Origin of the sequence: Aeromonas sp. DNP9, assembly GCF_001728955.1 — a bacterium.
GTDB classification, from domain to species: Bacteria; Pseudomonadota; Gammaproteobacteria; order Enterobacterales; family Aeromonadaceae; genus Aeromonas; species Aeromonas veronii.
Genome location: NZ_LYSQ01000048.1, coordinates 1 through 12,909, shown reverse-complemented (window position 1 = coordinate 12,909; position 12,909 = coordinate 1). Strand labels below are relative to the sequence as shown.

9 protein-coding genes and 1 tRNA gene are annotated in these 12,909 nt (G+C 55.3%); all 10 read left to right on the top strand.

All coding sequences use genetic code 11. The annotated features are described in order from the left end of the window. Positions 1 to 641 (top strand): EF-Tu/IF-2/RF-3 family GTPase (locus tag A9G06_RS20825; protein ID WP_253182363.1); only part of this gene is annotated, 641 nt, incomplete at its 5' end. A 53-nt stretch (positions 642 to 694) separates the two neighbouring features. Continuing rightward, positions 695 to 771, top strand: a tRNA-Trp gene (locus A9G06_RS20820). A gap of 60 nt (positions 772 to 831) precedes the next feature. Continuing rightward, the gene (gene secE / locus A9G06_RS20815) at positions 832 to 1,203 is read left to right on the top strand and encodes a preprotein translocase subunit SecE (protein WP_005306322.1); all 372 of its coding nucleotides are present in this window, start codon (positions 832 to 834) and stop codon (positions 1,201 to 1,203) included. A gap of 9 nt (positions 1,204 to 1,212) precedes the next feature. After that, positions 1,213 to 1,764, top strand: a complete 552-nt coding sequence (gene nusG / locus A9G06_RS20810; protein WP_005306318.1) for a transcription termination/antitermination protein NusG — start codon at positions 1,213 to 1,215, stop codon at positions 1,762 to 1,764. Positions 1,765 to 1,898: 134 nt separating this feature from the next. Beyond that, on the top strand, positions 1,899 to 2,327 hold the full coding sequence (gene rplK, locus A9G06_RS20805) for a 50S ribosomal protein L11 (protein WP_005339887.1): 429 nt from the start codon (positions 1,899 to 1,901) through the stop codon (positions 2,325 to 2,327). Between the two features lie 4 nt (positions 2,328 to 2,331). Next, positions 2,332 to 3,033: a 50S ribosomal protein L1 gene (gene rplA, locus A9G06_RS20800; protein WP_005339888.1), complete on the top strand. Its 702-nt coding sequence runs from the start codon at positions 2,332 to 2,334 to the stop codon at positions 3,031 to 3,033. Positions 3,034 to 3,289: 256 nt separating this feature from the next. After that, a complete protein-coding gene (gene rplJ / locus A9G06_RS20795) occupies positions 3,290 to 3,790 on the top strand; it encodes a 50S ribosomal protein L10 (protein WP_005339895.1) in 501 nt (166 codons plus the stop codon). Positions 3,791 to 3,841: 51 nt separating this feature from the next. Beyond that, positions 3,842 to 4,207: a 50S ribosomal protein L7/L12 gene (gene rplL / locus A9G06_RS20790; protein WP_005306304.1), complete on the top strand. Its 366-nt coding sequence runs from the start codon at positions 3,842 to 3,844 to the stop codon at positions 4,205 to 4,207. Positions 4,208 to 4,431: 224 nt separating this feature from the next. Further along, the gene (gene rpoB / locus A9G06_RS20785) at positions 4,432 to 8,460 is read left to right on the top strand and encodes a DNA-directed RNA polymerase subunit beta (RefSeq protein ID WP_083243857.1); all 4,029 of its coding nucleotides are present in this window, start codon (positions 4,432 to 4,434) and stop codon (positions 8,458 to 8,460) included. Positions 8,461 to 8,551: 91 nt separating this feature from the next. After that, on the top strand, positions 8,552 to 12,856 hold the full coding sequence (rpoC, locus tag A9G06_RS20780; RefSeq protein WP_005339899.1) for a DNA-directed RNA polymerase subunit beta': 4,305 nt from the start codon (positions 8,552 to 8,554) through the stop codon (positions 12,854 to 12,856). Positions 12,857 to 12,909 lie beyond the last annotated feature (53 nt).

Genomic DNA, 12,909 nt, shown 5'->3' with positions numbered 1-12,909 from the left:
ATGCTCAGTGGGAAGAGAAGATCATCGAGCTGGCTGGCCACCTGGATACCTACATCCCGGAGCCGGAGCGCGCGATTGACCAGCCGTTCCTGATGCCTATCGAAGACGTATTCTCTATCGCTGGCCGTGGTACCGTAGTTACCGGTCGTGTAGAGCGCGGTATCGTTAAAGTAGGTGAGACTGTAGAAATCGTTGGTATCAAAGATACCGTTTCTACCACCTGTACCGGTGTTGAAATGTTCCGTAAGCTGCTGGACGAAGGTCGTGCAGGCGAGAACATCGGCGCGCTGCTGCGTGGTGTTAAGCGTGAAGACGTAGAGCGTGGTCAGGTACTGGCCAAGCCGGGTTCTATCAAGCCGCACACCAAGTTCGAATCTGAAGTGTACGTACTGTCCAAAGAAGAAGGTGGTCGTCATACCCCGTTCTTCAAAGGCTACCGTCCGCAGTTCTACTTCCGTACTACCGACGTGACCGGTACCATCGAACTGCCGGAAGGCGTAGAGATGGTAATGCCGGGCGACAACATCAAGATGGTTGTTACCCTGATTGCTCCGATCGCAATGGACGACGGCCTGCGTTTCGCTATCCGTGAAGGTGGCCGTACCGTAGGTGCCGGTGTTGTAGCCAGCGTAATCGCTTAATCTTTGGCTTACATAAATAAAGCAAAGCCCCTATAATAGGGGCTTTCTTGTGTAGGGGCGTAGTTCGAATTGGTAGAACAGCGGTCTCCAAAACCGATGGTTGCGGGTTCGAGTCCTGCCGCCCCTGCCATATACCTCGTCTCGTACGGGGCTTTTGTGTCTTTGGTTACGTCAGATACAGGTGGGTTGTATGAGTGTTAGTTCTGAGAGCCAGGGCGGAAGCAAGGATACCCTGCTTTGGGGCCTGGTTTTCATTATCCTGGCGGCCGCTGTAGTGGGTAATTACCTGCTCAACGATGTTGTCGCTGCCGTCCGCGCCCTGGGTGTGGTCGTTGTCATTGCTGCTGCTGGTGCAGTAGCCCTGCAAACCACCAAGGGAAAGGCAACACTGGCATTCGCCCGTGAGTCTCGCCTGGAAGTCCGCAAGGTCGTATGGCCGACCCGTCAGGAAGCCATTCAGACAACCCTGATTGTGCTGGCGGTGACCGCCGTGATGGGGCTGCTGCTGTTCGTTCTGGACGGTGCCTTGGTCTGGTTGGTCAACCTGATTACCGGTGTGTAAGGATAAGCCATGACTGAACAACGTGAACAACGTATGAGATGGTATGTCGTGCAGGCTTTTTCCGGCTATGAAGGCCGTGTTGCCAAGTCCCTGCGTGAACATATCAAGATGCATGGCATGGAAGACATGTTCGGTGAAGTACTGGTCCCGACCGAAGAAGTGGTCGAGATGCGTGCTGGCCAGAAGCGCAAGAGTGAGCGCAAGTTTTTCCCGGGTTATGTCCTGGTCCAGATGATCATGGATGAAACCACATGGCACCTGGTGCGTAACGTACCGCGTGTCATGGGCTTCATCGGCGGTACTTCCGACCGTCCGGCACCGATCTCCGACAAAGAGGCCGATGCCATCCTGAACCGTCTGCAGGATGCCCACGACAAGCCGCGTCCGAAAACCCTGTTTGAACCGGGTGAAATGGTGCGGGTTGCCGATGGTCCGTTTGCCGACTTCAACGGTACCGTTGAAGAGGTCGATTATGAGAAGAGCCGCGTGAAGGTCTCTGTACTGATCTTCGGTCGTTCTACTCCTGTTGAACTGGATTTTGGTCAGGTCGAAAAAGGCTGATTGAATTCTGTACGTTTAACGGTTGTCAGGGGCAGCGAATATCTCTATAATTCGCTGCCCCTTTATTAGTTGGGGAGCCGTTTGCAGGAGCAAGTCTCCGAGGCGCTAGAACCCATTTTTGAGGTATTTTCCTAATGGCTAAGAAAGTCACAGCTTATATCAAGCTGCAGGTTGCTGCTGGTGCAGCCAACCCGTCTCCTCCCGTTGGTCCTGCACTGGGTCAACACGGTGTTAACATCATGGAATTCTGTAAGGCGTTCAACGCTCGTACAGAGAAGCTGGAAAAAGGTTCACCGACTCCGGTCGTGATCACCGTTTACAGCGACCGTTCCTTCACCTTCGAAACCAAGACTCCGCCTGCTTCCTTCCTGCTGAAGAAAGCTGCTGGCATCAAGTCTGGTTCTTCCAAGCCGAACAAAGACAAGGTTGGTAAGGTGACCGTTGCCCAGCTGCAAGAAATCGCCAAGACCAAAGAGCCGGATATGACTGGTGCCGATCTGGATGCAAAAGTACGTTGCATCGCAGGCTCCGCTCGTTCCATGGGTCTGGTAGTGGAGGATTAAGACAATGGCTAAACTTTCCAAGCGTATGCGCGTTATTCGCGAAAAAGTTGACGGTACCAAAGAGTACTCCATCAACGAAGCCATTGCCCTGCTGAAAGAACTGGCTACCGCCAAGTTCGTTGAAAGCGTTGACGTTGCTGTCAACCTGGGTATCGACGCTCGTAAATCTGACCAGAACGTACGTGGTGCTACTGTACTGCCGCACGGTACCGGTCGTGATGTACGCGTTGCCGTATTTACCCAAGGTGCCAACGCCGAAGCAGCTAAAGCTGCCGGTGCTGACCTGGTAGGTATGGATGACCTGGCCGATCTGGTTAAGAAAGGTGAGATGAACTTCGACGTAGTTATCGCATCCCCGGATGCAATGCGCGTTGTTGGTCAACTGGGTCAAATCCTGGGCCCGCGCGGCCTGATGCCGAACCCGAAAGTTGGTACTGTAACTCCTAACGTTGCCGAAGCTGTCAAGAACGCCAAGGCTGGTCAGGTTCGTTACCGTAACGACAAGAATGGTATCATCCATACCACTCTGGGTAAGGTTTCTTTCAACGAAGTTCAGCTGAAAGAAAACTTGGAAGCTCTGCTGGTTGCCCTGAAAAAAGGCAAGCCCTCTTCCGCCAAAGGTCAATTCATCAAGAAAGTCAGCATCTCCACCACCATGGGTGCCGGTGTTGCCGTAGACCAAGCTTCTCTGGAAGCTCAGGCCTAATTGATGGGTTTTACAAGGCGCAAAATTTAATCTATAATTTTGCGCCTTGATTGGTTGGGGGTTTCGACCTCCGTCCAAGACCGCAGGAGGCTGCAAAGCCTTAATGTTTCCTGCGTAGACGGTGCCGGAAACCCAGCGAGAAAGATTCTTTCTCTTCTGGAATCCTGCTACCGCATCGTTCCCCTCTGTTGTAAAGGTAGGGGGGATGTGTCAGTACTGGGTCAATAGACCCGGATTCAATCCAGGAGTTAAGCCAATGGCATTGGGACTCGAAGACAAAAAGGCAATTGTTGCTGAAGTCAACGAAGCTGCCAAAGGCGCTCTTTCTGCAGTTGTTGCCGATTCTCGCGGTGTAACTGTAGACAAGATGACCGTCCTGCGTAAAACCGCTCGTGAAGCCGGTGTGTACATGCGCGTTGTGCGTAACACCCTGCTGCGTCGCGCGGTAGAAGGTACCGAATACGAGTGCCTGAACGACGCATTTACCGGTCCTACCTTGATTGCTTTCTCTAACGAACACCCGGGCGCTGCTGCTCGTCTGTTCAAAGAGTTTGCCAAAGCGAACCAAAAGTTCGAAATCAAGGCTGGCGCTTTTAACGGTGAGTTTATCGCCGCAGCACAAATTGATCGTCTGGCCACGCTGCCGACTTACGAAGAAGCAATTGCGAAGTTGATGGCGACTATGAAAGAAGCCTCTGCTGGCAAGCTGGTTCGTACTATCGCTGCTGTTCGCGACCAGAAACAAGCTGCTGCTTGATTCTCGCCTATTTAGGCTGTTTGAGTTTATTCAACATCAGGAATTTTTGTCATGTCTATCACTAAAGACCAAATCATCGAAGCCGTTGCTTCCATGTCCGTAATGGAAGTTGTTGAGCTGATCGAAGCTATGGAAGAGAAGTTCGGTGTTTCTGCCGCTGCTGCCGTAATGGCTGGCCCGGCTGCTGCTGAAGCAGTAGAAGAGAAGACCGAGTTCGACGTAGTTCTGACTGCTGCTGGCGCCAACAAAGTTGCCGTTATCAAAGCCGTTCGTGGCGCTACCGGTCTGGGCCTGAAAGAAGCCAAAGATCTGGTAGAAGCTGCTCCGGCTAACCTGAAGGAAGGCGTGTCCAAGGACGAAGCTGAAGCTCTGAAGAAAGAGCTGGAAGCTGCCGGTGCTTCTGTTGAGATCAAATAATCTGCATTTATGTAGATTAGCCTGATAAAACAGGCTAGGGCTGGTGAATTTTTGTTCACCAGCCTTTTTGCGCTGTAGACTGAGAGCATTTCACACCGTTTACGACTCTCGGTGCACCAGCAATCCGGACTGTCTTCTTTCGTCCGGGCCAACACAAAACGGTGTTGAGACAGAGCTGTCCCGCGGGACAGAGTGGGTCACTTATCAGCGAGCTGAGGAACCCTATGGTTTACTCTTATACCGAAAAAAAACGCATTCGTAAGGACTTCGGTAAGCGAGACCAGGTACTGGACACGCCTTATCTGTTGTCCATTCAGCTGGACTCCTTCAAGCAGTTCATCGAGGCTGACCCGGAAGGTGAATATGGCCTAGAGGCCGCTTTCCGTAGCGTTTTCCCGATCACCAGTTACTCCGGTAGTGCTGAGCTTCAGTATGTCAGCTATCGCCTGGGTGAGCCGGTATTTGACGTAAAAGAATGCCAGATCCGTGGAGTGACCTACTCCGCGCCGCTGCGTGTCAAGCTTCGTATGGTTCTGTACGACCGTGAAGCAGCTGCCGGCACCGTCAAAGACATCAAGGAACAAGAAGTATACATGGGCGAAATTCCGCTCATGACCGAGAACGGCACCTTTGTTATCAATGGTACCGAGCGGGTTATCGTCTCCCAGCTGCACCGCAGCCCGGGCGTCTTCTTCGACCACGATAAAGGCAAAACTCATTCATCCGGTAAGGTACTGTATAACGCTCGCGTTATCCCCTACCGTGGCTCCTGGCTGGACTTCGAGTTCGATGCGAAAGACAACCTGTTTGTCCGTATCGACCGTCGTCGCAAACTGCCAGCATCCATTATTCTGCGCGCCCTGGACTTCACTTCCGAACAAATCCTGGCCACCTTCTTCGAGACCATCGGTTTTGAAGTAAAAGATGGCAAGTTGATGATGGATCTGGTGCCGGAGCGTCTGCGTGGTGAAACTGCGACCTTTGACATCGTGGCCAATGGCGCCGTGGTGGTTGAGACCGGTCGTCGTGTGACTGCGCGTCACATCCGTCAGTTGGAAAAAGATGCCGTTACCCAGATTGAGGTACCGGTTGAGTATGTTATTGGCAAAGTTGCAGCCAAGGACTACGCACATCCGCAAACTGGCGAGATGGTCGTGACCGCCAACCAGGCGCTGAGCCTGGAAGCGATCGCCAACCTGTCCCAAGCCGGCTTCAAGCATTTCGAGGTTCTGTTCACCAACGAACTGGATCACGGTGCTTACATGTCCGAGACCCTGCGTGTCGACTCCAGCTCCAACCGTTTGGAAGCGCTGGTCGAGATCTATCGCATGATGCGTCCGGGCGAGCCGCCTACTCGCGAAGCTGCAGAACAGCTGTTCGAAAACCTGTTCTTCTCCGCCGAGCGTTACGACCTGTCTACCGTAGGTCGGATGAAGTTCAACCGCCGTCTGGGTCGTGAAGACGAGACTGGCGCTGGTGTACTGACCAAAGACGACATCGTCGATGTGATGAAGCGCCTGATCGACATCCGTAACGGTAACGACGAAGTGGACGATATCGACCACTTGGGTAACCGTCGTATCCGTTCTGTCGGTGAAATGGCTGAAAACCAGTTCCGCGTCGGTCTGGTGCGTGTCGAGCGTGCGGTCAAGGAGCGTCTCTCCCTGGGCGACCTGGACACCCTGATGCCGCAGGATCTGATCAACGCCAAGCCGATCTCCGCCGCAGTCAAAGAGTTCTTTGGTTCCAGCCAGCTGTCCCAGTTTATGGACCAGAACAACCCGCTCTCCGAAGTGACCCACAAGCGTCGTATTTCCGCGCTGGGCCCGGGCGGTTTGACTCGTGAGCGTGCCGGCTTTGAAGTCCGAGACGTACACCCGACTCACTACGGTCGTCTGTGCCCTATCGAGACTCCTGAAGGTCCGAACATCGGTCTGATCAACTCTCTGTCCGTGTACTCTCGTACCAACGAGTACGGTTTCCTCGAGACCCCGTACCGTAAGGTCATTGACGGTGTGATCACCGACGAAGTGGACTACCTGTCTGCTATTGAAGAAGGCAAGTACGTGATCGCACAGGCTAACGCCGCGACCACCGAAGATGGCCGTCTGAAAGATGAATTGATCCCGTGCCGTCACAAAGGTGAATCCACCTTTATGAACGCCGACCAGATCCAGTATATGGACGTGAGCCCGCAGCAGATCGTATCTGTGGCAGCGGCTCTGATCCCGTTCCTGGAACACGATGACGCGAACCGCGCATTGATGGGTTCAAACATGCAACGTCAGGCTGTACCGACTCTGCGTGCTGACAAGCCGCTGGTAGGTACCGGTATGGAACGCGCTGTGGCCGTTGACTCCGGTGTAACCGTAGTGGCCAAGCGTGGCGGCGTAATCGACTATGTCGATGCCTCCCGTATCGTCCTGAAGGTCAATGAAGATGAGCTGATGCCAGGCGAAGCCGGTATCGACATCTACAACCTGACCAAATACACCCGTTCCAACCAGAACACCTGTATCAACCAGCGTCCTTGCGTGATGTTGGGTGAGCCGGTCATGGCTGGCGACGTACTGGCTGACGGCCCGTCCACCGACCTGGGTGAACTGGCGCTGGGTCAGAACATGCGCGTCGCGTTCATGCCGTGGAACGGTTACAACTTCGAAGACTCGATCCTGGTGAACGAGCGTGTTGTTCAGGAAGATCGCCTGACCACCATCCATATCCAGGAACTGGCCTGTATCTCCCGTGACACCAAGCTGGGTCCGGAAGAGATCACTGCTGACATCCCGAACGTGGGTGAAGCCGCTCTGTCCAAGCTGGACGAGTCCGGTATCGTCTACGTGGGTGCCGAAGTGAAGGGCGGCGACATTCTGGTCGGTAAGGTAACCCCGAAAGGTGAAACCCAGCTGACGCCGGAAGAGAAGCTGCTGCGCGCCATCTTCGGTGAGAAGGCGTCCGACGTGAAGGACTCCTCCCTGCGTGTACCGAACGGTGTGTACGGTACCGTGGTTGACGTGCAAGTCTTTACCCGCGATGGCGTGGAAAAAGACAAGCGCGCCAAAGAAATCGAAGAGATGCAGCTGAAGGAAGCGAAGAAGGACTTGACCGAAGAGTTCAAGATCCTGGAAGACGGCATTTTCGGCCGCTCCCGCAACCTGCTGCTGGCCGCCGGTTACAGCGAAGATCGTCTGAACAAGCTCGATCGCTCCAAGTGGTTTGAACTGGCCATCGAAGACGAAGGCAAGCAGACCGAACTGGAACAGATCGCTGAACAGCACGTTGAGCTGAAAGCCGAGTTCGACAAGAAATTCGAGAACAAGCGTCGCAAGATTATCCAGGGTGATGATCTGGCGCCGGGCGTACTGAAAATCGTCAAGGTTTATCTGGCAGTCAAACGTCGCATCCAGCCGGGTGACAAGATGGCGGGCCGTCACGGTAACAAGGGTGTTATCTCCAAGATCTGTCCGGTCGAGGATATGCCTCATGACGAGTTCGGCCGTCCGGTCGACATCGTACTGAACCCGTTGGGCGTACCATCCCGTATGAACATCGGTCAGATCCTCGAAGTGCACTTGGGCCTTGCGGCCAAGGGTATCGGCGAGAAGATCGATCGCATGGTCAAAGAGCAGCGTGAGCTGCACGAGATGCGCAACTTCCTGCAACAGGTCTATGACCTGGGCGAGAAGGACACCCAGCAAGTGAACATCGCCGAACTGTCTGATGACGACGTACGTACCCTGGTGGGTAACCTGCGTAAGGGTCTGCCGGTTGCTACTCCAGTGTTTGATGGTGCCAAAGAGCGCGAAATCAAAGCCCTGCTGAAGCTGGCCGATCTGCCGGAATCCGGTCAGATTGATCTGTTCGATGGCCGTACCGGTAACCGCTTCGAGCGTAAAGTAACCGTTGGTTACATGTACATGCTCAAGCTGAACCACTTGGTCGACGACAAGATGCACGCGCGTTCTACCGGTTCTTACAGCCTGGTTACCCAGCAGCCGCTGGGTGGTAAGGCTCAGTTCGGTGGTCAGCGTTTCGGTGAGATGGAAGTGTGGGCCCTGGAGGCTTACGGTGCGGCATATACCCTGCAGGAAATGCTGACCGTCAAGTCTGACGATGTGAATGGCCGTACCAAGATGTATAAGAACATCGTGGATGGCGACCACCGTATGGAGCCGGGCATGCCCGAATCCTTCAACGTATTGCTGAAGGAAATCCGCTCTCTGGGTATCAACATCGAGCTGGACGAAGAGTAAGAGCTCGCTCTTATTGTTCGAGAATTGACGTGGGCGCCCCGCTGTTTTGGCAGCCGGGGCGCCGAGGTTAGACTCCTGACAGGGGAAACACGTGAAAGACTTACTCAAGTTTTTGAAGGCTCAGACCAAGACCGAAGAGTTTGACAGTATCAAGATCGGTCTGGCCTCTCCTGACATGATCCGCTCCTGGTCATTCGGTGAGGTCAAAAAGCCTGAGACCATCAACTACCGGACTTTCAAGCCGGAGCGTGATGGTCTGTTCTGCGCCCGTATCTTCGGACCGGTGAAGGACTACGAGTGTCTGTGCGGCAAGTACAAGCGCCTGAAACACCGTGGTGTGATCTGTGAGAAGTGCGGCGTTGAAGTGACCCAGACCAAGGTCCGTCGTGAGCGTATGGGCCACATCGAGCTGGCCAGCCCGACTGCCCACATCTGGTTCCTGAAGTCCCTGCCGTCCCGTATCGGTCTGCTGCTGGACATGACCCTGCGCGACATCGAGCGCGTGCTTTACTTCGAATCTTTCGTCGTAATCGAGCCGGGCATGACCAACCTCGAACGCAGCCAGATGCTCTCTGAAGAGCAGTACCTGGATGCGCTGGAAGAGTGGGGCGACGAATTTGACGCCAAGATGGGTGCCGAAGCAATCCTGGCATTGCTGCGCGCTATCGATCTGGAAGGTGAAGTCAAAACCATGCGTGAGGAGCTGGATCAAACCAACTCCGAGACCAAGCGCAAGAAGACCACCAAGCGTCTGAAGCTGATGGAAGCTTTCCTGCAGTCCGGCAACAAGCCGGAGTGGATGATCATGACAGTGCTGCCTGTGCTGCCGCCGGACCTGCGTCCGCTGGTACCGCTGGACGGCGGCCGTTTCGCGACTTCCGATCTGAACGATCTGTACCGTCGCGTGATCAACCGTAACAACCGCTTGAAGCGTCTGCTGGATCTGGCTGCTCCGGACATCATCGTGCGCAACGAAAAGCGTATGCTGCAAGAGTCCGTCGATGCACTGCTGGATAACGGCCGTCGTGGTCGTGCCATCACCGGTTCCAACAAGCGCCCGCTGAAATCCCTGGCCGACATGATCAAGGGTAAGCAGGGTCGTTTCCGTCAGAACTTGCTCGGTAAGCGTGTCGACTACTCCGGTCGTTCCGTTATCACCGTAGGCCCGACTCTGCGTCTGCATCAGTGCGGTCTGCCGAAGAAGATGGCGCTGGAACTGTTCAAGCCGTTCATCTATGGCAAGCTGGAAACCCGCGGTCTGGCGACCACTATCAAGGCCGCCAAGAAGATGGTGGAGCGCGAGGAAGCTGTCGTTTGGGATATCCTGGACGAAGTGATCCGCGAACACCCGGTTCTGCTGAACCGCGCACCGACTCTGCACCGTTTGGGTATCCAGGCATTCGAACCGACTCTGGTCGAAGGCAAGGCAATCCAGCTGCACCCGCTGGTTTGTGCTGCGTATAACGCGGACTTCGATGGTGACCAGATGGCGGTCCACGTACCGCTGACCCTGGAAGCCCAGCTGGAAGCGCGTGCGCTGATGATGTCTACCAACAACATCCTGTCGCCTGCCTCCGGTGAGCCGATCATCGTTCCTTCTCAGGACGTGGTCTTGGGTCTGTACTACATGACCCGTGCCCGTATCAACGCCAAAGGCGAAGGTATGGTGCTGGCCGGCCCGAAAGAAGCCGAGAAAGTATATCGCGCCGGTCTGGCCGATCTGCATGCTCGTGTGAAAGTACGCATTACCGAATACCTGCGTCAGGAAGACGGTTCTCTGCGTGAACACACCGAGATGAAGAACACCACCGTTGGTCGTGCGATCCTGAGCCTGATCCTGCCGAAAGGTATGGAATATGCCCTGATCGACGAGCCGAAGGTGCTGACTGCAGCAGAACAGGCTGATCTGGATGCCAATCCGCAGAACTGGATCAAGTGCGTATCCAACAAGGCGCTGGGCAAAAAGCTCATCTCCCGTCTGCTGAACACCTGCTATCGCAAGCAGGGCCTGAAGGACACCGTTATCTTCGCTGACCAGCTGATGTATACCGGTTTCCACTACGCGGCCCTGTCCGGTGCTTCCGTTGGTATCGATGACATGGTCATCCCGGATGCCAAGAAAGACATCATTGCAGCAGCCGAAGCCGAAGTTGCCGAGATCCAGGACCAGTTCCTGTCAGGTCTGGTAACTGCGGGCGAGCGTTACAACAAGGTTATCGATATCTGGGCCAGCGCCAACGAGCGCGTCTCCAAGGCCATGATGGAGAACTTGTCCAAAGAGCGTAACGTCAACTCGCTGGGTGAAGAAGAAGAGCAGGCATCGTTCAACAGCATCTTTATGATGGCCGACTCTGGTGCGCGTGGTTCCGCCGCCCAGATCCGTCAGCTGGCCGGTATGCGTGGCCTGATGGCCAAGCCGGATGGCTCCATCATCGAGACCCCGATCATCGCGAACTTCCGCGAAGGTCTGAACGTACTGCAGTACTTTATCTCTACCCACGGTGCTCGTAAGGGTCTGGCGGATACCGCACTGAAGACTGCGAACTCCGGTTACCTGACTCGTCGTCTGGTAGACGTGGCGCAAGACATGGTGATCACCGAGGACGATTGCGGCACTACCGACGGTCTGTGGATGACTCCGCTGATCGAGGGTGGCGACGTGGTCGAGCCGCTGCGTGAGCGCGTGCTGGGTCGTGTGGTGGCAGAAGATGTCATCAAGCCGGGTACCGAGGACGAGATCCTGGTTGCTCGCAACACCCTGCTCGACGAGCAGCTGTGTGACCTTCTGGAACGCAACTCCGTTGACCGCGTGAAGGTACGTTCTGCCATCACCTGTGAAACTGACTTCGGTAACTGTGCTCACTGCTACGGCCGTGATCTGGCCCGTGGTCACCTGGTTAACAAGGGTGAGGCTGTCGGTGTTATCGCCGCCCAGTCCATCGGTGAACCGGGTACCCAGCTGACGATGCGTACTTTCCACATCGGTGGTGCTGCATCTCGTGCCGCTGCTGAAAGCAGCATCCAGGTCAAGAACACAGGTACCATCAAGCTGCAGAACGCCAAGTTCGTTCACAACAGCGATGACAAACTGGTTATCACTTCACGTTCTACCGAACTGACCATCATGGACGACATGGGCCGTACCAAGGAAAGCCACAAGCTGCCTTACGGTTCCGTGCTGGAAGTGAAGGACGGCCAGGCCGTGAGCGCTGGTGAGACCGTTGCCAACTGGGATCCGCACACCCACCCGATCATCACCGAAGTGGCAGGTCGCCTGCAGTTCGAACACATGATCGATGGCGTGACCATCACTCGTCAGACCGACGAGCTGACCGGTCTCTCTTCTATCGTTGTTCTGGACGTTAACGAGCGTCCGAGCGCCGGTAAAGAGATGCGTCCGACCGTGAAACTGGTCGACCTGAACGGCAAAGACGTGATGATCCCGGGTACCGATGTAGCCGCCCAGTACTTCCTGCCGGGCAAGGCGATCGTGAACCTGGAAGATGGTGCCAACGTGGGCGTGGGTGACGCGGTAGCGCGTATCCCGCAAGAGTCCGGCGGTACCAAGGACATCACCGGTGGTCTGCCGCGCGTTGCGGATCTGTTCGAAGCACGTCAACCGAAGGAACCGGCAATTCTGGCCGAGATCTCCGGTACCATCTCCTTCGGGAAAGAGACCAAGGGCAAACGCCGTCTGGTCATCACCCCGACCGATGGTGGCAACGTCTACGAAGAGATGATTCCGAAGTGGCGTAACCTGAACGTGTTCGAAGGTGAAAAAGTTGAGAAGGGTGAAGTGCTGGCGGACGGTCCTGAGTCTGCTCACGACATCCTGCGTCTGCGCGGTATCAGCCCGGTCGCCAACTACATCGCCAACGAAGTGCAGGACGTTTACCGTCTGCAAGGCGTTAAGATCAACGACAAGCACATCGAAGTCATCGTTCGTCAGATGCTGCGCAAGTGCGAGATCCTGAGCGCTGGCGATACCGATCTGATCGAAGGCGAACAGGTTGAAGTGGCTCGAGTGAAGATTGCCAACCGTAAGCTGGTTGCCGAGGGCAAGACCCCTGCGACCTACCGTCATGTTCTGATGGGTATTACCAAGGCATCTCTGAGCACCGAGTCCTTCATCTCCGCGGCTTCCTTCCAGGAAACCACTCGCGTTCTGACCGAAGCCGCCGTAGGTGGCAAGCGTGATGAACTGCGTGGTCTGAAAGAGAACGTCATCGTGGGTCGTCTGATCCCGGCTGGTACCGGTTTTGCCTACCACCATAGCCGGATCAACCAGCGTGCTGCCGCAGCTCGTGCTGTTGGTACCCCGCAGGTGACCGCTGATGAAGCGGAGCAGAACCTGGCGGATCTGCTGAACGCAGCCGGTAGCTTCGACGAAGAGTAACTCGTCATCCGTGATTGAAAAGGGCTCCTTCAAGGAGCCCTTTTTGTTGGCCA